Origin of the sequence: Flavobacterium cyclinae, assembly GCF_021172145.1 — a bacterium.
Classification (GTDB): Bacteria; Bacteroidota; Bacteroidia; order Flavobacteriales; family Flavobacteriaceae; genus Flavobacterium; species Flavobacterium cyclinae.
Genome location: NZ_CP089095.1, coordinates 1399295 through 1421336 on the forward strand (window position 1 = coordinate 1399295; position 22042 = coordinate 1421336).

Here is a 22042-nt window from a genome sequence, read left to right on the forward strand (position 1 = left end):
CATTATTTCAATTGGATTATTAGTATTAATAGTTAAATGTAGTTAATAATATGCAAAATATTCAAAATCAAATTATTATAATTAAAATTATTCGTAGTTATTAGACGGATTGGTTTATTTTTTATTTGCCTTTCCTCTAATAACATAAGGAAAGGCTTTTTTTATTTTAAATTTTTAAATTATGTATTACAACGAAAACACCACCATTTTTTTAAACGGGCAATTTGTAAAAGTTAAAGAGGCCCCAGTTAGTATTTATAACCAAACAATGCATTATGGTAATGGCGTATTTGAAGGTATTAGAGCCTATGATACTCCAGATGGTGTCCGAATTTTCAAGGCAAAAGAGCATTATGAAAGATTGCATTATTCGGCTGAAGTAATGCATATTAATTTACAATATTCAGTAAAAGAATTAGAATTAATTACCTATAAACTATTGGAATTAAACGGATTAAAAGATGCGTACATACGTCCATTAGTGTATTTAGGAGATAATATGTCATTAACTCCAACAAATGAAGTTCATGTAGTAATAATGGCTTGGGAATGGGGTAAATACTTAGGGGATAAGTTATTACGAGTGATGCTTTCTTCTTTCCAACGTCCAAATCCAAAATCATGTTTTGTAGAAGCTAAAGTAGTGGGACACTATACCAACAGCATTTTAGCTACAACAGAAGCAAAATCAAAAGGTTACGATGAAGCCTTATTGACCGATATGAATGGTTATGTTGCTGAAGGTCCAGGTGCCAACTTCTTCATTGAAAAAGATGGAAAATTATTCACAGCACCATTAGGAAATATTCTTGCAGGAATTACACGTCAAACTGTTTTAGAAATTGGAAAAGAATTAGGTTACGAGATTGAAGAAAAATATTTCACACCTGATGAAATTTTTACAGCAGATAGCGCTTTCTTCTGTGGAACTGCAGCAGAGGTTATCGGAATTGAATCAGTGAATGAATATAAATTCCCTCTAGATTGGGAAGATTCAATAGGAGCTGTAATTCAGAAAAAATACAAAAGAAGAGTTGCTCATAATGAATATCAAAACGTGTACTTGTAATGGAATTAAATAGACATAGTAAAACAATCACTCAAGATCCAACGCAACCCGCAGCACAAGCGATGTTGTATGGAATAGGATTGTCAGAAAAAGAATTGAGTCAGCCCTTTATCGGAATTGCTTCAATGGGATATGATGGAAACACCTGTAATATGCACCTAAATCATTTGGCTTCTTTGATTAAAAAGGAAGTCAATAAAAATGAAATGGTGGGTTTAATTTTCAATACCATTGGAATTAGTGATGGTATTACAAACGGTACCGATGGAATGCGCTATTCCTTAGTAAGTAGAGAAATTATTGCCGATAGTATTGAAAGTGTTGTTTCAGGACATTATTATGATGGAGTTGTAGCAATACCTGGTTGCGATAAAAACATGCCAGGAAGTATCATCGCTATGGGAAGATTAAATCGTCCGTCTATAATGGTATACGGCGGAACAATAGCTCCAGGAAAATACCAAGGAAAAGATTTAAATATTGTTTCTGCTTTTGAAGCATTAGGAGAAAAAATTGCAGGAAAAATTTCGGAAGACGAATATAAAAACATCATTAAAAACGCTTGTCCAGGTGCAGGAGCTTGTGGTGGAATGTACACAGCAAATACCATGGCTATTGCAATAGAAGCTTTAGGAATGAGTTTACCCTATTCAAGTTCTAATCCTGCTATAAGTAATGAGAAGATTGAAGAGTGTGAATCCGTTTCATTTTATATGAAGCAACTTTTGGAAAAAAATATTTGTCCTAAAGACATCATGACTTTTGAAGCTTTTGAAAATGCACTGACGGTTTTAATTGCCCTAGGAGGAAGTACCAACGCCGTTTTACACATGATTGCAATGGCAAGAAGTGTTGGAGTAACCATTACTCAAGACGATTTTCAACGCATCAGTAATAAAACACCATTGATTGCCGATTTCAAACCTGGAGGAAATTATTTGATGCAAAACCTTCACGAAAAAGGAGGAGTCCCAATGGTTTTAAAATATTTATTGAGTAAAGGAATGTTGCATGGCGATTGTTTAACGGTTACCTCTAAAACACTTCGAGAAAATCTTGAAGGTGTTCCAGATATCGATTTTGAAAGTCAAAATATTATAAAACCAATTGAAAGTCCTATTAAGCCAACTGGACATCTTCAAATTTTGTATGGAAATCTCGCTCCTAAAGGTTCTGTTGCTAAAATAACGGGTAAAGAAGGCGAATTTTTTATGGGGAGAGCAAGAGTGTTTGATGGCGAGAAAGAACTGATTAAAGGTATAGAAGATAAAAAAATAAATGCTGGCGATGTCGTAGTTATACGATATGTAGGTCCGAAGGGGGGACCTGGTATGCCAGAAATGCTAAAACCAACATCCGCATTAATCGGGGCAGGTTTGGGGAAAAGTGTCGCATTAATTACGGATGGACGTTTTAGCGGTGGTACTCATGGTTTTGTTGTAGGTCATATTTCACCAGAAGCCTATGATGGTGGCACCATTGCATTAGTTGAAGATGACGATGTAATAGAAATTGATGCAATAGAAAACACAATTCATTTGCATGTTAGTGATGAGGAATTGCAATATAGAAGAAAAAAATGGGTACAGCCCAAATTAAGAGTTACTAATGGTGTCTTATTGAAGTATGCAAAATTAGTAACCGATGCATCAAATGGTTGCATAACAGATGAATATTAAAAAAATGAAAATTGTAGAATTAAATCAAATAGAAAGTAAGGAAACTTTAAAACAAGTTTCTGGAAGTGTGGCAGTTATAGAAGCCTTATTAGCCGAGAATGTTAAAACTGTTTTTGGTTATCCCGGAGGAGCCATTATGCCTATTTATGATGCATTATTTGACTATAAGAAAGATATCAATCATATTTTAGTTCGTCATGAACAAGGGGCAATTCATGCAGCTCAAGGTTTAGCAAGAGTAAGTGGTGCAACCGGAGTTGTTTTTGCAACAAGTGGTCCGGGTGCAACTAATTTAGTTACGGGTTTAGCGGATGCGATGATTGATTCTACACCATTGGTATGTATAACAGGACAAGTTTTTGCGCATTTGTTAGGAACTGATGCTTTCCAAGAAACGGATATTGTAAACATTACTTCACCAGTAACCAAATGGAACTATCAAATTACGGATGCTTCTGAAATTCCTGCTGTTTTAGCAAAAGCATTTTACATTGCTAAAAGTGGAAGACCTGGTCCTGTTTTAATAGATATTACCAAAAATGCACAATTGCAATTATTCGATTATAACGGGTATGAAAAATGTGAGTTTATTAGAAGTTATAAACCCCAACCAGATATCCGAATTTCCTATATAGAGCAAGCAGCTGAACTTATCAATCAAGCTAAAAAGCCATTTGTAATATTTGGTCAAGGTGTGATATTAGGGAATGCCGAACAAGAATTTATAGAATTCATTGAGAAAGCAGGAATCCCTTCCGCTTGGACCATAATGGGAATGAGCGCTATTCCTACTAATCATCCTTTAGCAGTAGGTATGTTAGGGATGCACGGAAATTATGCACCCAACTTATTTACCAATGAATGTGATGTGTTAATTGCAATCGGAATGCGCTTTGATGACCGAGTTACAGGCCGATTGGATAAATATGCAAAACAAGCCCAAATCATTCATTTGGATATTGACCCAGCCGAAATTGATAAAAATGTTTTGGTAGATGTTCCAGTTTGGGGGAATTGTAAAGAAACCTTGCCTTTGTTGACTGAAAGAGTAAATCAAAAAACACATCAAGAATGGATTTCTAAGTTTCACCAAGCGATAGCAGTTGAAACAGAAAAACTTATTGCGCCTGAGTTATTTCCAAAAGAAGGTGAATTAACCATGGGAGAAGTTATTCAATTGATCAATGAGTTAACTAATGGTGAAGCTGTAATGGTAACCGATGTAGGGCAACACCAAATGGTAACGTGCCGCTATTCGCATCAAAGCAAAACTAGAAGTAACATTACCAGTGGTGGTTTAGGAACTATGGGATTTGCTTTACCTGCAGCAATTGGTGCCAAATATGGAGCGCCAGAACGAACGGTAATTGCTGTCATGGGTGATGGTGGTGCTCAGATGAATATTCAAGAGTTAGGAACTATCATGCAATTCAAACCGAATGTAAAGATTTTGATTTTGAACAATAGTTTTCTTGGAATGGTGCGTCAATGGCAAGAATTATTTCATGAAAAACGCTATTCTTTTACAGATATTCAAAGTCCTGATTTCGTTCAAGTTGCAAAAGGATATGGTATAAAAGGAAATAAAGTAACAATCAGAGAAGAATTGAAATCAGCACTAGAGGAAATGTTACATCATCCTGAATCTTATTTGTTAGAAGTAGCTGTTCGAATGGAAGACAATGTATTCCCAATGGTACCGCAAGGAAAAGGCGTTTCGGAAATTGTTTTGTGTAAAGAAGATATAAAAATGTAAGAAGATGAAAAAAGAATTCACCTTAACCATATATACCGAAAATCATGTGGGTTTAATAAACAAAATCGCCATCATGTTTTCAAGACGAAAAATAAGTTTAGAGAGTTTTAATACATCACCAAGTGAAGTGCCTAATATTTACCGATTCACTATAGTAGTAATTGAAGCTGAAGCAGTTGTTAAAAATTTAGTTAAACAAATTGAAAAAATTGTAGATGTTTTCAAAGTGTATTGCAATACGAATGATGAAATTGTTTGGCAACAAATGGCTTTGTATAAAGTTCCTACATCGGTAATTATTAATGAAGTAAAAGTTGAGCGATTGCTAAGAGAATATGGAGCAAAAGCAGTAGTTATTCGAAATGATTATACTGTTTTTGAAACAACAGGACAAGGCGAAGAAATTAATAATCTACTAAAAAAATTAGACAAATTTGGTTTAATAGAATTTGTAAGAAGCTCTCGAATAGCTATTATCAATGCAAGTGAAGGAATTCATAAACAAGTAGTGGAAATGGAACAAAAAAATCCTGCTTTGCAAACGATTAATAACGAATTTTTAGATAAAAAAGATCAAGTATTTCAAATGTAAAATCAATAAAAAAAGAAAAAAATGGCAACAATAAATTTTGGAGGAGTTAACGAAACTGTAATAACAAGAGACGAATTCCCATTAGAAAAAGCAAAAGAAACATTAAAGCATGAAGTAATTGCTGTAATTGGATACGGGGTACAAGGACCAGGACAATCATTAAATTTGAGAGATAACGGATTTAATGTAATTGTCGGACAACGAAAAGGAGGCAAAAGCTGGGATAAAGCGTTAGCAGATGGTTGGGTAGAAGGAGAAACTTTATTTGATATTGATGAAGCTTGTGATAACGCTACTATAATACAATATTTACTTTCAGATGCAGGTCAAATAGAAGCATGGAATAGTGTAAAAAAATATTTAACAGCAGGGAAAACATTATATTTTTCTCATGGTTTTGGAATTACCTTCAATGAGAAAACAGGAATTGTGCCTCCATCAGATGTTGATGTAATATTAGTAGCACCAAAAGGTTCAGGAACTTCATTACGTCGTTTGTTTTTAAAAGGTGAAGGAATTAATTCAAGTATTGCAGTTTACCAAGATGCAACAGGAAGAGCAAAAGATAAAGCAATTGCATTAGGAATTGGAGTTGGTTCGGGTTATTTATTTGAAACGGATTTTAAAAAAGAAGTGTATTCTGATTTAACTGGAGAAAGAGGAATTTTAATGGGTGCATTAGCCGGATTATTTGAAGCACAATACAACGTACTTCGTAAAAACGGACATTCGCCATCAGAAGCTTTTAATGAAACAGTAGAAGAATTAACCCAAAGTTTAATGCCTTTAGTTGCAGAAAATGGTATGGATTGGATGTTTGCCAATACATCGGTAACAGCACAACGCGGTGCGTTAGATTGGAAAGGAAAATTTAGAGATGCCACTACACCTGTTTTTGAAAATTTATACGAAGAAGTAGCTTCTGGAAGAGAGGCAAACCGTGTGATTTCAGAAGGAAGTAAATCCGATTATCGTCAAAAATTAGAATTAGAACTTAAAGAAATCCGTGAATCAGAATTATGGCAAGCGGGTGCAGCAGTTAGAAAATTAAGACCAAGATTAAACTAATGACACTATTTGACAAAATAGTCCAAGCGGAAGAAAACTTGAATGGAGTGGTGGTTAAAACACCACTTCAATTCAGTATGAATTTATCAGATAAGTATCAGGCTAATATTTATTTAAAACGTGAAGATTTACAACAAGTACGTTCCTACAAAATAAGGGGAGCTTATAATAAAATTAGCCATTTGAACACTACACAAAAAAACAACGGAATTGTTTGTGCTAGTGCAGGAAATCATGCCCAAGGAGTAGCTTATTCGTGTCAGGTATTACAAATTCAGGGTAAGATTTATATGCCTAAAACAACACCCAAGCAAAAGATAAAACAAGTGCAATTGTTTGGAAAATCGTTTGTGGAAATTGTTTTAACTGGTGATACTTTTGATGATGCTTTTCATGCTGCAAAACAATTTGCTACTGAAAATCAATTGGAGTTTATTCATCCATTCGATGATTTAGAAGTAATTGCAGGTCAAGGAACCGTTGGTTTAGAAATTTTATCAGAGCAAGTTCCTACAATTGATTATTTATTACTACCTGTTGGTGGTGGTGGTTTAGCCGCAGGAGTTTCAACAGTTTTTAAAAAATTGAGTCCAGCAACCAAAATCTTTGGAATTGAACCTGAAGGAGCACCTTCAATGCAATTTGCTTTAAATCAAAATGAACCAATAGCCTTAACTTCAATTGATAAATTTGTTGATGGTGCAGCAGTTAAAAAAGTTGGAAAAGAAACATTTGCCGTTTGCAAAAACACTTTAGATAATATGGTTTTAGTACCTGAAGGTAAAGTGTGTTCTACTATTTTACAATTGTATAATGAAGAAGCTATGGTTGTAGAACCTGCTGGAGCTTTATCCATTGCCGCTTTAGATTTTATAGCGGATGAGATAAAAGGAAAAACAGTAGTTTGTATCGTAAGTGGTAGTAATAATGATATTGAACGTACCGAAGAAATAAAAGAACGTTCTTTAATCTATGAAGGATTAAAACATTATTTCATGATTCAATTTCCACAGCGACCAGGAGCGTTAAAAGAATTTGTAAACGATATCTTAAACGAGTCTGACGATATTACCTATTTTCAATTTATTAAAAAGAACAATAGAGATGTTGGTCCGGTAGTGGTGGGATTAGAAGTAAAAAATGAAGCTGACATATCATCAGTTAAAAATAAAATGCATGATAAAGGATTCCAATTTCAATATTTAAACGAAAAAGAACCTTTGTTATCTTTATTAATTTAGTTAGTTAAAAAAATACTGATTGTAGTACATTTTCTTCACTTTTTTGTAAATTCGCACGGTGAAAAAAATAGTAGTATTTATCAGTATTTTTATGTTGGCTAGGCCAGCAATTCCTTTTTTGGAATATATTGTTAATTATGACTATATTGTAAAAGAACTTTGTGAAAACAAAGAAAAGCCTGAACTTAAATGTAATGGTAAATGTCATTTAAAGAAAGAGCTTGCTAAATCGGCTGAAGCTGACAAAAACACTTCTTCCGATAAAAAGCAAAATGTAAAACAAGAAATCGAAGTTTTGTTTTACGAAGATTTTAAATCGCTAACTTCTTTCAATGGTATTGTTTTCACAACAAACAAAATTAATTCTGATTATCAGAATTTGTATGCTCTAACTGCAATACAGTCCATCTTTCATCCTCCTTCAATTTTAGTTTAATTTATTTTAATTATTGTTTCTTATGTAAGATTCAATAGGATTTTTATGTCCAAAAAAGAATGGGATAGCAAATGCTATATCTACACCATTCCTATTATAAAATTTAAACTAAAAATATCAAATAAATGAAATTACAATTTAAAAATATTGCCCTTGCAATGGTTGCTGCTATTGCCTTAACTTCTTGTTCTAATGATGATAATAACGAAATTACAGGAGAAGGAAACTTAAAATTAGAATTCGATAACGTATATGGAGATGCTGATTTTGCTTTTAGTACAGAATACACAAATAGTAACGGTGAAAAAATAAAAGCAACCAATGCTATTTATATCGTAAGTAATATTGTTTTAACTAAAACAGACGGTTCTACTTATACTGTGCCAAAAAGCGAAAGCTATTTCTTTGTAAACGAGGCTAATGCAGAAAGCACCTTATTAAACTTACCAAACATTCCAGCTGGAAATTATAACAAAATTACATTCGGAATTGGAGTTGACCAAGATCAATTTAACGCAGGTGCTAACGGTCAAGGAACTATGTGGACTGATGCTCAGGCTTTAGGAATGACATGGTCTTGGGCTGCAGGTTACAAATTTGTAAAGTTTGAAGGAACTACAACAACCGTTTCAAGAACTGATGCTAATTTTAGAGTACATACAGGTAAAACAGGTGATGTTTATAATTATGCAGAAATTACTTTAGATTTACCAGATAACGCATTGGTAAGAACTAACATTACACCACAAGTTCACATTATGGCTGACTTAAAGAAAATTATCGATGGTACAACTGTTATTAATTTTGAAGAAGCAGTAGATGTAATGGGTGGAACAAAAGTGCAAAACATTTCTGCAAATAATGTTCCTACTATGTTTGAAGTACACCACGTTCACAACGATTAATTTCATTAGAAGCTAATCCAGCTGTACATTTCAAGTCCACAGGAAAAACAAAAATTTTGTAAGCAAAAAAAGAAGCTTCTTAGGTCGCTCTTTTTTAGCAACAAAATCAATTTGTTTTTCCTTTGCGGGCTTTTCATTTCCATCTGGGCTAAAAAATAGTAGTATGAAATCGCCATTCATAAAAAGTTTGCGAAAGCAACACCTTAAATAAAGAAAAGCGATACCATATGTTACAGCTTATAAATAAAATTTGAACATATGAAAACAAAATATTTAATTCTGTTGGCAATGGGTATTTTCATCAGTTGCTCATCAGATGATTCCGATGAATATCAAAATATTCCAATTAATTACCAAGTTCCATCTAATTTTCCACCGCTAGCTTATAATATGGCTAACAATCCTATAACCGAAAAAGGATTTGAATTAGGAAAAAAAATATTTTACGATGGTCGCTTGGCTTCAGATGGAGTAGTGGCTTGTGGCTTTTGTCACATTCAAGAAGATGCATTTACCCATCACGGACACACGTTTAGTCATGGTGTTGGGGATGGAATTGGTACTCGAAATGCACCTCCAATTCAAAACATGGCGTATCAAACCCAATTTTTCTGGGATGGTGCAGCTGATCATATCGAATTGTTATCCATGGCACCTATTTCAAATGAATTAGAAATGAACGGTAATATTATCAATATTATTGCCATGATGAAAAACGATTCGGAATACAAAAGATTATACAAACAAGCTTTTGAAGATGGCGAAATCAATTCAGAAAATATGTTAAAAGCATTGGCACAATTCATGACGATGTTAACCTCATCCAATTCTAGATTTGATAAATACCGAAGAAGTGAACCGGGAGGAATTTTATCCTCTGACGAACTTGAGGGCTACCAAATTTTCAATCAAAAATGTGCTTCCTGTCATGCCACCGATTTATTTACTGATAATTCATTTCGAAATAATGGATTGCCAATAAATCCTTCAATACAAGATGTAGGTCGCTATCGCCTTACCGAGTTAGAACATGATAAATTCAAATTCAAAGTTCCTAGTTTGCGAAATATTGAAAAAACAGCTCCTTACATGCACGATGGTAGGTTCTACACATTGGAAGCGGTTTTAAATCATTATGCATCAGGAGTTGCTAACACACAAAATTTAGATCCTACTTTAAACAATTCGGGAACTTTAGGCATTCCATTAACTGCTGCAGAAAAGACAAAGTTAATAGCTTTTTTAAAAACGCTTACGGATACCGATTTTTTAACCAACCCAAGATTTGCCGAATTTTAACATGAAAAATATAGTTACATGCTTTTTAGTCATCACTCTTTGTTTTGGCTATGCAACAGAAAAAGACAGTTTAACAAATGACTCATTTTCAAATTTACCTCAATTTTCAACAAGCCTTTTCGAAGAGTGTGATGCTTGTGGCTGTTCGGCAAGTGGCGGTAGTATGGGATTTGCTTCTATGTTAACTACTAACTTTATTGGAATTCGTTATTTCAATCAATCGTATCAAAGTACTGATGGATTGTATTCTAATTCTTCTTGGTACGATGAAAATTTTAATACTATACAAGTTTGGGCACGAATTCCAGTTGTGAAACGAGTTCAAATTTCTGCACAAATTCCCTATCATTTTCATAATCGAGAAACCAATACTGGCAATCAGAATATAAATGGGTTAGGTGATATTACGGTTATAGGATTATATCAAATTTATCAAACGCATAAAGACAGTACCCTATTTATTCATTCTTTACAAGCGGGTGCGGGCGTTAAAATTCCTGTGGGTAAATTTGATGAAACGAATAATGGGAGTGTAAATCCAAGTTATCAAGTAGGAACTGGAAGTTGGGATTATTTAATAGCAACGGAATATGTAATCCGAAGAAAACAATTGGGTCTGAATGCCTTATTGAACTATGTTATTAAAACTGAAAACGATAAAAACTATCAGTTTGGTAACCAATTCAATTATGCAGGAACTTTTTTTTATTTGTTTGAAAGTGCTTCATTTACAGTTGTTCCGCAGGTTGGATTTGCAGGAGAGGTTTATGAGAGTAATTATCAGTTAGGACAAAAAGTTAGAAATACTTCAGGTGATATTTTCATGAGTAAATTGGGTTTTGAAATTGGAAAAGAAAAATGGTCTTTAGGAGCTAGTTTTATGTTACCCATAACTCAAAATTTAACGGGTGGTAATGTAGAAGCTAATTATCGATGGAGTTTCAATCTAAATTATAGTTTATAAATAAGTTTATTTTTTCTATACTCAACTCCATTAGTTTTATAATTAATGGAGTTTTTTAATAGTTTATTCTTATCGTTTATAAATAACAACAATCAATAAAATCTATAATTGAATAAAAAATAACATTCTACAGCCTCAAAAACCGATTGAATATTATTCGAAATTTGAAAAAATTAAAATCAAAAAATCGTTAATATGAAAAATGTTTTACTAACAACCAGTTTATTTCTTGGGTTATTTGCAATAGCGCAAGAAACGGCAATTTGTCCGGTTACAGGCAAAACAATGAGTGTTTTTAAAGAAAATCCTCATGGTGGACCTCATGCTACGGAAGTGAACAACAATAGTGCTGTTAAGACTACACCAGCGGCTTTAGGAACCACAACAGTAGATAGAAACAAACAATGGTGGCCAAATCAATTGAATTTGAATGTATTGCGTCAGAATTCTGAGAAGTCAGATCCTATGGGAGCAAAATTTGACTATGCAAAAGAATTCCAATCGTTAGATTATGAAGCTTTAAAGAAAGACTTACGTGCTTTAATGACGCAATCTCAAGAATGGTGGCCAGCTGACTTTGGACACTATGGAGGATTGTTTATTCGTATGGCATGGCACAGTGCAGGAACGTACAGAACAGGAGATGGTAGAGGAGGAACTCGTGCAGGACAACAACGTTTTGCGCCTCAAAACAGTTGGCCTGATAATGGTAACTTAGATAAAGCTCGTCGTTTGTTATGGCCTATCAAACAAAAATATGGAAACAAGATTTCATGGGCCGATTTAATGATTTTAACAGGTAATGTGGCGTTAGAAGACATGGGCTTTAAAACCTTTGGATTTGCTGGAGGTAGAGAAGATGTTTGGGAACCAGAATCGCATGTGTATTGGGGACCAGAAACCAAATGGTTAGATGATCAACGCTACTCAGAAGGAAGAAAATTAGAGAATCCATTAGCGGCTGTTCAAATGGGATTAATTTATGTAAATCCGGAAGGACCTAACGGAAATCCTGATCCTGTTTTGGCGGCAAAAGATATTCGTGAAACGTTTGCTAGAATGGGGATGAATGATGAAGAAACTACTGCTTTAAATGCAGGTGGTCACACTTTTGGTAAAACACATGGTGCTGGCCCTGCTCATAATGTTGGTCCAGATCCAGAAGCAGCAGGTATTGAAGAACAAGGTTTAGGTTGGAAGAGTACATATAAATCAGGTAAAGGTGCTGATGCCATTACTTCTGGTTTGGAAGTTACTTGGACAGGAAATCCTACAAAATGGAATTATGGATTTTTCAAAATTTTGTATGATAATGAATGGGAATTAACAAAAAGTCCAGCTGGAGCACATCAATGGGTAGCTAAAAATGGTAAAGCTATTATTCCAGATGCATTTGATTCCAATAAAAAACATTTACCAACAATGTTGACAACCGATTTATCATTTCGTTTTGACCCTGAATATGCTAAAATATCAAAACGTTTCTATGACAATCCTAAAGAATTTGAAGAAGCATTTGCTAAAGCATGGTTTAAGTTAACACACCGCGATATGGGACCTAAAACTACTTATTTAGGACCAGAAGCTCCAAAAGAAGATTTAATTTGGCAAGATCCTATTCCAGCGGTGAATCATAAATTGGTAAACGAAAAAGATATCAAAGGATTACAAGCACAAATCTTATCATCAGGATTAAGTATTCAAGATATGGTTGCGGTGGCTTGGGCTTCAGCTTCTACTTATAGAGGTTCTGATAGAAGAGGAGGTGCCAATGGAGCGAGAATTCGTTTAGAGCCACAAAGAAGTTGGGAAGTAAACAATCCTGTACAATTAAATCGTGTATTATCAGCGTTAGAGAAAATTCAGTCAGATTTTAATGCAAAATCGAAAGATAAAAAAGTGTCTTTGGCAGATTTAATTGTATTGGCTGGAAATACAGGAGTAGAACAAGCAGCTAAAAATGCAGGTTATACCGTTAATGTTCCTTTTATACCAGGTAGAATGGATGCTTCTCAAGAACAAACTGATGTTAAATCGTTTGCAGTATTAGAGCCACAGGCTGATGGTTTCCGTAACTATTTAAAAACAAAATACACAGTTTCTACAGAAGAATTATTAGTGGATAAAGCCCAGTTATTAACATTAACTGCTCCAGAAATGACGGTTTTAGTAGGAGGAATGAGAGCTTTGAATGCTAACTACGATGGTTCTAAACACGGTATTTTTAGCACTTCAAAAGATAAATTAAACAATGCATTCTTTGTTAATTTATTAGCAATGGGAACTACTTGGAAAGCAACTTCAAACGATCAGGAACTTTTTGAAGGTCGCGATATGAAAACCAACGAATTAAAATGGACAGCTACTCGTGCGGATTTGATTTTTGGTTCTAATTCTGAGTTAAGAGCAATTGCGGAAGTGTATGCGCAAAACGATAACCAACAAAAATTTGTGAACGACTTCGTTGCAGCATGGACTAAAGTAATGAACTTAGATCGTTTTGATGTAAAAAAATAAGTCCTTATTTACCCAAATAGGATGGCCTGCAGATGTAATGTTTGCGGGCCTTTTTTCTTTTAAACACATTGGTACATTGTTTTTTACACCGAGCTGCACAGAGTTTCTTTTTCCCGAAGCTTCGGGATGGATTGAGTTGAGAGAGCTGCACAGAGCGTTTCACTTTTGATCTTGCCAGTCTGCGACTTGAAAGTTTTTACTTTGTAAAAGAATAGAATAGCAAGTTTTTTCGGTACTATATATTCTTTTAATAAAAAAACCGATAGTAGTGAGTGTACCATCGGTTTTCTGTGGAGTCGGAGAGAATACAACATTTCTCAAAACTTCATATTTTAAAGGAGGTGTGAGAGGTTACTAAATTAGGGTAACCGATTTTACCACCTTTTTAAACTAATCAAATTATCTTAAATCGTATACTGTAAATTTAAGCATAATTTTTTGAATATCAACACTAATTTTTGAACTAGTTACAAGTTTTTTCAGTGATTTAGCAGTCTTTATAGCTGTTTAAATTTTATCCTACTATGCAACGCACTACGTGTTCTAATTTAAGTCCAGTATACTCGCAAAATTCTTCTATAGAGATTAGTTGGTGTTGTTCTTTATTAAAGTGTTTCTTAATCTTCAATAGATATAATCTTGCTTGAGCGTATTCTTTTCCCATGATGCGCTGCACGTCTTTTGGATATATACATACCCTGGTGCTGCTTGGTATCACTTCTTTTAGTTTTAATACTTTATCTATGCCTTTGACTAGGCTTTGCCTAACTTTCAGCATTAGACAAATTTAAGTAAAATTTGAATGATTGGTATAATTAAAATAGTTGATTATTTATGTTTTTGTATGTTTTCTATAAGAGAGTGTTTGAAATATGAATTTAATAAATGAAACTTTGAATAAATCATTCCGGATTTAGTTGCAACGATTATCGAAATGAAAGTGAAATTTGAAAAGGAGTATTAATCAAAAACTTTAGAAATTATGGCTAGACAGAAAGGCATAATTAAATTGAAAGGTACTATCGGGGATATTACCTTTTATAAGACGCAGGATGGTCACTTAGCTCGTGAGAAAGGAGGAATTGATGCTAGTAGAATAGCAAGTGACCCTGCGTTTCAGAGAACGCGTGAGAATGGCTCTGAATTTGGTAGAGCAGGTAAGGCAGGAAAAATGCTAAGAACTGCTCTTAGACCATTGCTTTTAAACTCTGCAGATGGTAGAATGGTTAGTCGATTGACACAGGCAATGATGAAAGTAATTCAAGCGGATACAGTAAGCGTTCGTGGTTTGCGTAATGTTATTGATGGTGAAGCCGAGTTATTATTTGGTTTTGAATTCAATATTCGTGGTAAATTGGGAACTACTTTATTTGCTCCGTTTGTGGCATCAATTGATCGTGTTGCAGGTGAGATAAAAGTAGATTTGGCTTCTTTTATTCCTGCGAATATGATTGCAGCTCCAAGTGGTACGACGCACTTTAAGATTATTTCTGGAGGGGCAGAAGTTGATTTTGAGGCTGAAACGTATGTGGTAGCAACTTCTGAAACCGCAATCTTGCCATGGGATGCAACTGCAACTGTTCCAATTAATCAGGTAAATGCAGTTACTGCTAACTCAACTAAGCCCTTATTTTTGGCGTTAGGTGTTGAGTTCTATCAAGAGATTAACGGTCAAATGTATCCATTGAAAAATGGTGCTTTTAATCCATTATCGATTGCAAAAGTTGATAGTGGCGTTTAATCTGAAGTTAGAAATTTGAAATCAGAATTTAGAAGAATGGTTTTATTTTTAACTAGAACTTATTTCCCTGATGGAACGAATGGTAAACTCGAAAGCGAGGGTAAATTGATTTGTCATACAATTGAATTGCCGTGGAAGATGAACGAGACGAAAGTTTCCTGTGTTCCAGAAGGGAAATATTTTATTAGAAAGCGATACAGTGCGAAATATAAGTGGCATTTAGAATTGTTGGATGTTCCCAAAAGAAAGTATATTTTAATACATCCAGCCAATAATGCTAAAAAGGAATTACAAGGCTGTATTGCTCCTGTTACACAACTTTCTGGACCTGGATTAGGTTTAATGTCGAGAAAGGCTTTTACTAAACTTAAAGACTTTGTTTATAAAGCTTTGGACGAAAATGAAAGTGTTGAAATATTTATTCAATCTTAAACATAGATTATGAAAAAAATTATAAATAGAGCTACAGCTCCCACACCAAAGTTTTTTAAAGTGCTTCGAACTGTTGGGTTAGCATTGGCAGCAGTAGGAGGAACTATTTTAGCAGCTCCAATTGCTTTACCTGCAATTATAACTACTATTGGTGGTTATGCAGCTGTTGCTGGTGGAGTTTTATCAGCTGCAAGTCAGCTTACTACAATTGATGATAGCAAATAATCCTACTTTGGTAGGAACTGCAGGAGGAACGTTTTTAAGTATTGTACCGAATATTCAATCTGAAGATATTACACGAACTATTATTTTAGCTAGTGTTGGAGCAGTTGTCAGTTTTACGATTTCGTTACTACTTAAAAGCTTAAATAAGAAGCGCAAAAAGTAAGTTTAGCCTATGTTGTGGTGACCTGTGGGTTAAACAAAATTAAAGCCAAGTCTCGCGACTTGGCTTTTTTATATTCTATATGGGACATCAGATGGAGAAATTTTAACCTCTAAATATTCATTCTTTTTTAAAAAATCTTTTATTGAATGTTTATTTAGTTCAAAATCAAGAGATGGACCAATTATGATATCAGTTATGGGTAACTGTTTTATTTTGAATTATTTATTTTTTTCTAAATCATCAAGTTCTATATTATTCTTTTCTCTAAATTCTTTTTCAAGTTTATAATTTGTTTTGAGTTCAAGATAAGGAACTAATAAATTGTTTTTACTAATTCTATATGAAATAATATCATCAGATTCATTGTAATCTTTATCAATTGATAAATCAAACCTAAATTCTTTCTCTTCACTGAACGAGCTATGTTTAAATTGACCGACATATTTATCAATAATTTCATTAATTTCTTGAGCAATTACTTTATATAAATCTAGTTCATTAAGAATATTTAGAACACTTAATTTAGATAAATAAAATTCATAACTCTTATCAATTATTTTTTCTACTATTTCTTTTTGATTTTCAAGACTATATTCAATAAACATTCCATTAGCTTTAGGTTGAAAACCTTCAATTAATTTTTTTAAATCAAGTCCGATTGCAATTCCTTTACCATCATCAGCATAAGCTCTCCACTGGCTTAATAGATCACCATCTAATGAAAAACAAGTAACATAGTGATTTGAAATTAATTTATTATCCAATTCTTTTTGAATGGAGTTTATTATATTTAAGCCTTCTTGGTTACTAATTTTATGTTTCTTTTCTTCAATACATTTTTTAAATAATTCTATACCATAATAATACTCCTTTTTGTCATTTAAATATGCAGAATTACTTGAAAAAAAACATTGATTTTCAACTATTGCTTTTAAACCAGATAAATTTGTATAATGGTAAAGTGTTTTATTACGTCTTGAAGTTTTTTGAAGTGAATTATTCTCAAGTAAATCACTAAGTTCTTTTTCTAAACTTAATTTAAGAGCTTCAAATACAGGATTTTTTCTATTTATTTCCTCTACCATTTTACTTTTCTTTTTTGCTTGTTAAAGCACCCAACAACAGTATTGCAGCACCCACACCAAGTAAAATCTCTAAACCACTCACTCCTTCTTTATTTTGAGTCTTTTTATCTGAAGAAATTCTTTCAAACAAATCAATTTTAAATTTTTCCAGACTATTTAAATCATAATCATCAATATACATTTCAATAGGATTTTTACCTTGAAAATCAATATTTTTCCCATTATGGTTAGAATATATTACAATGACTTGATTATCTTTTTTTGATTTTAACGCATATTCTATTTCTTCTGTTACTGTTTTAGATAAATTAGTGGTTGAAAAAATTACAAACCAATTTGAAGAATCAATGTTTGCTTTAGTTTGTGGAGAAAGTCTATTAAAATAATTTCTTTCCGGTAAATAAATAAAGTATCCATTTTGTCTACCTTTTCGAAAAAGATCGATAGCAATATTTTTTTCGTTTATTGAATCCGGATTATATGTTATGAATATACTATTTTGCATTAAATTATATATTTTTACAAAGCTACTAAATGTTGTGAATAAAAACTATTTATTGACATATCTATGTGAAATAACTCTTCTTAAATCATTGATTAAAATTAAATTTTCGTGAAATTGTTTTTCTTTTTGAGCTAGTAATTTTAAAGCTTCCACATGTTTTATATGTACCTCATATTCTTCCATTAATTGTGCTGATTTTGAGAAGAATTCTTTTTTAAAATCAGGTAGTCGTAAAAATGAAATTACAGAACCTACTAAATGTTGGTGCCAAAATTTTGATTTCCATAAACTATAAGCAACCCAAAAGATATTTTCACAATCTTTTTCATTGTCAAATATGATTACAAAGCTGTTTGTGAATGCTTCATTTTGAGGTTTTCCGCTGTTCATTCCTTTGTTTAAAATAAAGAAATGAGGTTTGTTGTAGCTTGTGCCTACTTTGTGAGATTTGATGATGTAATTTTGCATAATACAAGGATTTAAAGCGTTAACTTCCTTCGTATTCCAGTTTCGGTTCCACGAAATGTGAACAATAAGCCAAGATGCCTCACACACATTTTTGCAAAAGAAAAAGGAAAAAAAGAAAGCCACTTTGCCTTGTGGAGGGTTTCAAAAAAGCAAGTTTTTCGGGTAAAATACTACCCTTATGAGTCATTAGTAATAAGTAAAAAGTGAAATGTCGGGCTGGAAATGTGAGGGTGGAGATTTTATCCGGAACCGAAGGCTTGAACTTGCTTTTTTGAATGCCTGGAACAAACCTTTGGTTTCTTTTTTTTTTTTTTGTAAAAATGTTTTTTTTATGTTTTGAAATGGGTAAGTCTTCAAAGGGTGTGGTTTTCTTTTTTACATAAGGCGACCTCGACTACGCTCGATTTCACAATAAGTACTTTTGAAAATTTAAAAAAAAGAAAACCACATGCTTTGTGGGATTTGATTTTTGAGGATGCCTGATTAGTCAGTTAACAGTCGCAGTTTTCAGTTTGCAGTCAAAGTCTAATGGAAATGGGAGGCATTTTCAAAAAACAATGCAAATACTACCGAGTGCGATGGGGCAGTAGGGCGGGCAAGGGTATTATTTTTATTTGCTTACTAGGGTTTTGCTATTGCTATTATGATGGATAGATGCCTTTTATTAGTGTTCAGTGCACAGTTTTTAGTAATCAGTTTTTTGGAAACTTGAGGCATCTATCCATCGTGAAAGCAATTTACTGGGATTGTTTTAGCAAAAAAAAATGATACGCTTGCTGGGATTTTGGTTTTGTGGGTAATAAAATGGCTTTTACCATTGGCAAATTAACTGAAATTAAAAGCCATTTTATTACTTACAAAAGCAATGCAAATACTACCTATTTAAACACAAAGCTGATAAAAACAGTTACCGTGAACGTTTATAAAAGCGATGGTAACCGATTATATTCCTATGAAATGGTGAACGTTGTTAAAGACAGTGGCGAAGGACGGTGTTTTTTGTAGCAGGGTGATGCGATGGGAGCTGCAAAAAATGTTGTCCTGGAGCCACTGGCAAGCGCGTTGGGTGAGCGGCTTTTTTACATAATGTTATTATAGTGCATCTGATTTTTTTTTATTTGCAACATAGTTCTTTATGCACTATAATGCCACATTATGTAACTAAGCTTTGGGAAAAGTTTTTGTTGCTTTGTACTATTTATCTATTGGAATGATAAACTACTGGCATACAAAAACTTTTGGAGTGATGGGAAGGAGTGGGTTATAGTTTTTTATTTTCTTCACGTATAAGAGGTTCAATCCATTGATGCATTTCGTATATATCGTTAAATTCTGGAAAAGGGTTATCATCCCAAGGACTGTTCATTAAATAGGCATCAAAAAAGGCATCTGTACTTCTTCTTGGATGATGCCACAAATAACTTTCTTTAAAATTATCTATTACAGAATAATGGTGACTATGTATGAAATCGTGCCACGTTTCTTCAACTTCTTCTTCAGGTTTTATGTCTATGATTTCTAATTCATAAAATTCACGAGATCTATTTTTCATAGATGCATCAAGCATTAGTTTTTTTGCATCGATATCTGAATTGGGTGCACTATATCCAAAAATTGTAACATATAATGAAATTTCGAAGTAATGTCTTAACATTTCCCATTCATCATTAATTGTTTTATCAGCACTATAATTTTTATTTTCAACTGGAAATAATAATCTCATATCATCATAAGGCCTATTACAATGATGACAGATATTATTATATTTATAACCTTTTAAATTACAGTATTTACATACACCGACAGCAACATTTCCATGTAGAAAAGCAACATTTGGTAGGTTTACTATTTTAGAATGCCTTCTCATCGTTTTAAGTAATAAAGGATTCCAATTAAATGTAGCAATCAAATCTTTTTTTCTTAGAGATAAAATTAAGTAATCATACAATGTTGGCTTATTTGGAATATTCATTTCATAAAAATATTCATAGACTTTTTTATCAATAATTTTTTTAACAGATAATAATGAATCATCATTAGAAATATTGCTATATAATTTTTCAAAATCAGTAATTAATCCTTCGAATTTATCTGGTATGTGATTATATAAATCCAGTTTTTCTACTAACGAGTTCATTAGAGGAAGCTTTCTACCATGTTTATCTCCATTTGGAAATGAAGCTAAACTTGCCCCAGCTCCCAATATAACCAAGTGAGGCATTTCTTTAGACGGCAATACACTTTTCATTTTTTATTATTTAAAAGCAAAGTAGAAATTACTTTAAATTGTTAATCAAAATTTTTAATGAGACTAAAGCTGTATTCAATATTGCTTTAAAAATTTCCTTTTCATCGAAATCTTTATAGCCTAAATTGTTTAGTACCTTTTTGTAATCTGAATTTTTACGATGTGCAGAACCTGTTGATCTTAATTTTTGCAATGTTTTATAAAATGAAATAACTTTTTCGAGGTTATCAAATTGGTTCAATTTAAGAAATATTTCAAATTTATCTATTGATCTTAGGTCTTTTTGTTCGGAATTTAAGCGCTTATTTATTTCTTTTATGTTTAAATAGTCAATTAAAACCTTACATAAATTCAAAATTAGAATATCTAATTCACAAGGTTCATTTTTTAGAGGAAGTCTAATAGTCTTAAAACAATGAATATCATCCTTATCAAATTCAGAAATAAGGTAAAAGCCAAACTTTTTTAGCCACAATTTATTTAGACTTGTAAATTCATTTTTAAATTTTAAATCTTCTATTTCAGGATCATAATATGAAGACAGAAAGTCAATACTAAATCTGCGTTTATTTATTTCTGATTGAGGTTCAATATTAAAACTTTTCCAATATAATTGCTCGGAGTGAGATAATATTCTCAAATCACCTAAGTAGACAACTATAAAGTCATAATTGTTATTGTCTATGCTTAATCTCCAAGAGCCTTTCATGTTTATAAAACCATCATCAATTGCATATAAATTAGGGCTATTGTAATATTTTAATAAAACTTCTCTTTTAAAAAATACTGGTGTGTAAAAATGATATTCAGATTTTTTAAATTCACTTTTATTACAGTTTTCATAAATAAAATTTCCACTATCTTTGTTTATATCTACTATAAAATCCTCACATTTTTCTGAATTAAATTTATCATAATCTGTTTGAATATTTTGACTTTCATAACCGCGAAGAATAGCTTTTCCTAACAATCTAGAATCACTGTAATCTTTATCTTTTAGACAGTAATCTTTAAAGCAGATACTAAAATTGTAATGTTGAGTAAACTCATCAAAAAACATATTTTCATTAAGGTTTTGTTCTGCTAATGTTTTATCTAATTTTCTAAAATAATCCAATTGAAAACCTAAAACTAGTTTTTTTGCATAAAGAAATTGCCTTAAAAAATGTGTTCTTATTTTAAACTCAATTTTATCTCCTTTTTTTATAATTTTAACTACTTCACTCTCCTCGGAAGCTATATCAATACCAACATAAGTATTAGTTTTATTATCAAAATATAAATTGAAAAACTGCTGAATTTCTTCAATCAATTCATATTTTGTGGGATAAATGTTGTTATAGAATTGTTGATAAACTAGAGGTTCATATTTTGACTCAATTCCCCATCTGTAATACTTAGACTTATTTTCTGAATAATGAACATAATTAGGTTGTAAATTTGTAATGTTTAAACTCCAAGTCGGATGCTTTATAAATTCTTTAATTAATTTTTCAGGAAATAAAAGACAATATAAATATTCACGAGAATTGTTATCTTCCCATTGTTTATATATAGTAGTCCAATTTGATATTCTTTTATCAGACTTTAACCAACTCACTATATCATTAAAATAAAAATCAAGCATAATATATTATTTTAAATTGCAA

The 22042-nt window shown here is 32.5% G+C and carries 21 protein-coding genes; 15 read left to right on the forward strand and 6 right to left on the reverse strand.

Annotated elements, in window-relative coordinates; genetic code table 11:
- Positions 1 to 181: 181 nt before the first annotated feature.
- From LOS86_RS06550 to katG, 11 genes are all read left to right on the forward strand, one after another.
- Positions 182 to 1069: a branched-chain amino acid transaminase gene (locus LOS86_RS06550; protein WP_231843815.1), complete on the forward strand. Its 888-nt coding sequence runs from the start codon at positions 182 to 184 to the stop codon at positions 1067 to 1069.
- Positions 1069 to 2748: a dihydroxy-acid dehydratase gene (gene ilvD, locus LOS86_RS06555; RefSeq protein ID WP_231843816.1), complete on the forward strand. Its 1680-nt coding sequence runs from the start codon at positions 1069 to 1071 to the stop codon at positions 2746 to 2748. Before LOS86_RS06550 ends, ilvD begins: the two co-directional genes overlap by 1 nt.
- A 4-nt stretch (positions 2749 to 2752) precedes the next feature.
- Positions 2753 to 4504 (forward strand): biosynthetic-type acetolactate synthase large subunit, encoded by a 1752-nt coding sequence (gene ilvB, locus LOS86_RS06560; protein ID WP_231843817.1) that lies wholly within the window; start codon positions 2753 to 2755, stop codon positions 4502 to 4504.
- Positions 4505 to 4508: 4 nt separating this feature from the next.
- The gene (gene ilvN / locus LOS86_RS06565; RefSeq protein WP_231843818.1) at positions 4509 to 5096 is read left to right on the forward strand and encodes an acetolactate synthase small subunit; all 588 of its coding nucleotides are present in this window, start codon (positions 4509 to 4511) and stop codon (positions 5094 to 5096) included.
- A 21-nt stretch (positions 5097 to 5117) separates the two neighbouring features.
- The gene (ilvC, locus tag LOS86_RS06570) at positions 5118 to 6164 is read left to right on the forward strand and encodes a ketol-acid reductoisomerase (protein ID WP_231843819.1); all 1047 of its coding nucleotides are present in this window, start codon (positions 5118 to 5120) and stop codon (positions 6162 to 6164) included.
- On the forward strand, positions 6164 to 7405 hold the full coding sequence (gene ilvA, locus LOS86_RS06575) for a threonine ammonia-lyase IlvA (protein ID WP_231843820.1): 1242 nt from the start codon (positions 6164 to 6166) through the stop codon (positions 7403 to 7405). The genes ilvC and ilvA overlap by 1 nt, the downstream gene beginning before the upstream one ends.
- Before the next feature lie 58 nt (positions 7406 to 7463).
- Complete coding sequence (locus LOS86_RS06580; protein WP_231843821.1) at positions 7464 to 7841, forward strand: hypothetical protein; 378 nt, start codon at positions 7464 to 7466, stop codon at positions 7839 to 7841.
- 125 nt (positions 7842 to 7966) lie between these two features.
- Positions 7967 to 8746, forward strand: a complete 780-nt coding sequence (locus tag LOS86_RS06585; RefSeq protein ID WP_231843822.1) for an MbnP family protein — start codon at positions 7967 to 7969, stop codon at positions 8744 to 8746.
- A gap of 258 nt (positions 8747 to 9004) precedes the next feature.
- Entirely contained in the window at positions 9005 to 10045 is a 1041-nt protein-coding gene (locus tag LOS86_RS06590) for a cytochrome-c peroxidase (RefSeq protein ID WP_231843823.1), read from the forward strand.
- A gap of 1 nt (position 10046) precedes the next feature.
- Positions 10047 to 11009, forward strand: coding sequence for a transporter family protein (locus tag LOS86_RS06595; RefSeq protein ID WP_231843824.1), 963 nt, complete (start codon positions 10047 to 10049; stop codon positions 11007 to 11009).
- A gap of 195 nt (positions 11010 to 11204) precedes the next feature.
- A complete protein-coding gene (gene katG, locus LOS86_RS06600; protein ID WP_231843825.1) occupies positions 11205 to 13526 on the forward strand; it encodes a catalase/peroxidase HPI in 2322 nt (773 codons plus the stop codon).
- A 514-nt stretch (positions 13527 to 14040) separates the two neighbouring features.
- Here katG and LOS86_RS06605 read toward each other — a convergent pair.
- Positions 14041 to 14304, reverse strand: coding sequence for a hypothetical protein (locus LOS86_RS06605; RefSeq protein WP_309508790.1), 264 nt, complete (start codon positions 14302 to 14304; stop codon positions 14041 to 14043).
- A gap of 204 nt (positions 14305 to 14508) precedes the next feature.
- On the opposite strand from LOS86_RS06605, the gene LOS86_RS06610 reads away from it, so the two are divergent.
- From LOS86_RS06610 to LOS86_RS06625, 4 genes are read left to right on the forward strand one after another with little or no spacing between them, the layout of a single operon-like run.
- On the forward strand, positions 14509 to 15267 hold the full coding sequence (locus LOS86_RS06610) for a hypothetical protein (protein ID WP_231843826.1): 759 nt from the start codon (positions 14509 to 14511) through the stop codon (positions 15265 to 15267).
- 36 nt (positions 15268 to 15303) lie between these two features.
- Positions 15304 to 15699 (forward strand): DUF5675 family protein, encoded by a 396-nt coding sequence (locus LOS86_RS06615; protein ID WP_231843921.1) that lies wholly within the window; start codon positions 15304 to 15306, stop codon positions 15697 to 15699.
- 9 nt (positions 15700 to 15708) lie between these two features.
- On the forward strand, positions 15709 to 15924 hold the full coding sequence (locus LOS86_RS06620) for a hypothetical protein (RefSeq protein ID WP_231843827.1): 216 nt from the start codon (positions 15709 to 15711) through the stop codon (positions 15922 to 15924).
- Complete coding sequence (locus LOS86_RS06625; RefSeq protein ID WP_231843828.1) at positions 15911 to 16087, forward strand: hypothetical protein; 177 nt, start codon at positions 15911 to 15913, stop codon at positions 16085 to 16087. The genes LOS86_RS06620 and LOS86_RS06625 overlap by 14 nt, the downstream gene beginning before the upstream one ends.
- A gap of 218 nt (positions 16088 to 16305) precedes the next feature.
- On the opposite strand, the gene LOS86_RS06630 is transcribed toward LOS86_RS06625, so the two are convergent.
- The 5 genes from LOS86_RS06630 to LOS86_RS06650 all read right to left on the reverse strand — a co-directional run bounded on the left by LOS86_RS06630 (position 16306) and on the right by LOS86_RS06650 (position 22020).
- Positions 16306 to 17172, reverse strand: coding sequence for a DUF2971 domain-containing protein (locus LOS86_RS06630; RefSeq protein WP_231843829.1), 867 nt, complete (start codon positions 17170 to 17172; stop codon positions 16306 to 16308).
- Position 17173: 1 nt separating this feature from the next.
- Positions 17174 to 17677, reverse strand: coding sequence for a hypothetical protein (locus LOS86_RS06635; protein ID WP_231843830.1), 504 nt, complete (start codon positions 17675 to 17677; stop codon positions 17174 to 17176).
- A gap of 45 nt (positions 17678 to 17722) precedes the next feature.
- Positions 17723 to 18145, reverse strand: a complete 423-nt coding sequence (locus LOS86_RS06640) for a DUF6943 family protein (RefSeq protein ID WP_231843831.1) — start codon at positions 18143 to 18145, stop codon at positions 17723 to 17725.
- A gap of 1261 nt (positions 18146 to 19406) precedes the next feature.
- Positions 19407 to 20366 carry a hypothetical protein gene (locus LOS86_RS06645; protein WP_231843832.1) on the reverse strand — a complete coding sequence of 320 codons (960 nt, stop codon included), beginning with the start codon at positions 20364 to 20366 and terminating at the stop codon, positions 19407 to 19409.
- Between the two features lie 55 nt (positions 20367 to 20421).
- Positions 20422 to 22020 (reverse strand): hypothetical protein, encoded by a 1599-nt coding sequence (locus LOS86_RS06650; protein ID WP_231843833.1) that lies wholly within the window; start codon positions 22018 to 22020, stop codon positions 20422 to 20424.
- Positions 22021 to 22042 lie beyond the last annotated feature (22 nt).

Excerpts from the sequence above, each read along its gene's own strand:
- LOS86_RS06550 (WP_231843815.1), top strand. The coding sequence starts at position 182 with ATGTATTACAACGAAAACACCACCATTTTTTTAAACGGGCAATTTGTA.
- ilvD (WP_231843816.1), top strand. The coding sequence starts at position 1,069 with ATGGAATTAAATAGACATAGTAAAACAATCACTCAAGATCCAACGCAA.
- ilvB (WP_231843817.1), top strand. The coding sequence starts at position 2,753 with ATGAAAATTGTAGAATTAAATCAAATAGAAAGTAAGGAAACTTTAAAA.
- ilvN (WP_231843818.1), top strand. The coding sequence starts at position 4,509 with ATGAAAAAAGAATTCACCTTAACCATATATACCGAAAATCATGTGGGT.
- ilvC (WP_231843819.1), top strand. The coding sequence starts at position 5,118 with ATGGCAACAATAAATTTTGGAGGAGTTAACGAAACTGTAATAACAAGA.
- ilvA (WP_231843820.1), top strand. The coding sequence starts at position 6,164 with ATGACACTATTTGACAAAATAGTCCAAGCGGAAGAAAACTTGAATGGA.
- LOS86_RS06585 (WP_231843822.1), top strand. The coding sequence starts at position 7,967 with ATGAAATTACAATTTAAAAATATTGCCCTTGCAATGGTTGCTGCTATT.
- LOS86_RS06590 (WP_231843823.1), top strand. The coding sequence starts at position 9,005 with ATGAAAACAAAATATTTAATTCTGTTGGCAATGGGTATTTTCATCAGT.
- LOS86_RS06595 (WP_231843824.1), top strand. The coding sequence starts at position 10,047 with ATGAAAAATATAGTTACATGCTTTTTAGTCATCACTCTTTGTTTTGGC.
- katG (WP_231843825.1), top strand. The coding sequence starts at position 11,205 with ATGAAAAATGTTTTACTAACAACCAGTTTATTTCTTGGGTTATTTGCA.
- LOS86_RS06605 (WP_309508790.1), bottom strand. The coding sequence starts at position 14,304 with ATGCTGAAAGTTAGGCAAAGCCTAGTCAAAGGCATAGATAAAGTATTA.
- LOS86_RS06610 (WP_231843826.1), top strand. The coding sequence starts at position 14,509 with ATGGCTAGACAGAAAGGCATAATTAAATTGAAAGGTACTATCGGGGAT.
- LOS86_RS06615 (WP_231843921.1), top strand. The coding sequence starts at position 15,304 with ATGGTTTTATTTTTAACTAGAACTTATTTCCCTGATGGAACGAATGGT.
- LOS86_RS06620 (WP_231843827.1), top strand. The coding sequence starts at position 15,709 with ATGAAAAAAATTATAAATAGAGCTACAGCTCCCACACCAAAGTTTTTT.
- LOS86_RS06625 (WP_231843828.1), top strand. The coding sequence starts at position 15,911 with ATGATAGCAAATAATCCTACTTTGGTAGGAACTGCAGGAGGAACGTTT.
- LOS86_RS06630 (WP_231843829.1), bottom strand. The coding sequence starts at position 17,172 with ATGGTAGAGGAAATAAATAGAAAAAATCCTGTATTTGAAGCTCTTAAA.
- LOS86_RS06635 (WP_231843830.1), bottom strand. The coding sequence starts at position 17,677 with ATGCAAAATAGTATATTCATAACATATAATCCGGATTCAATAAACGAA.
- LOS86_RS06640 (WP_231843831.1), bottom strand. The coding sequence starts at position 18,145 with ATGCAAAATTACATCATCAAATCTCACAAAGTAGGCACAAGCTACAAC.
- LOS86_RS06645 (WP_231843832.1), bottom strand. The coding sequence starts at position 20,366 with ATGCCTCACTTGGTTATATTGGGAGCTGGGGCAAGTTTAGCTTCATTT.
- LOS86_RS06650 (WP_231843833.1), bottom strand. The coding sequence starts at position 22,020 with ATGCTTGATTTTTATTTTAATGATATAGTGAGTTGGTTAAAGTCTGAT.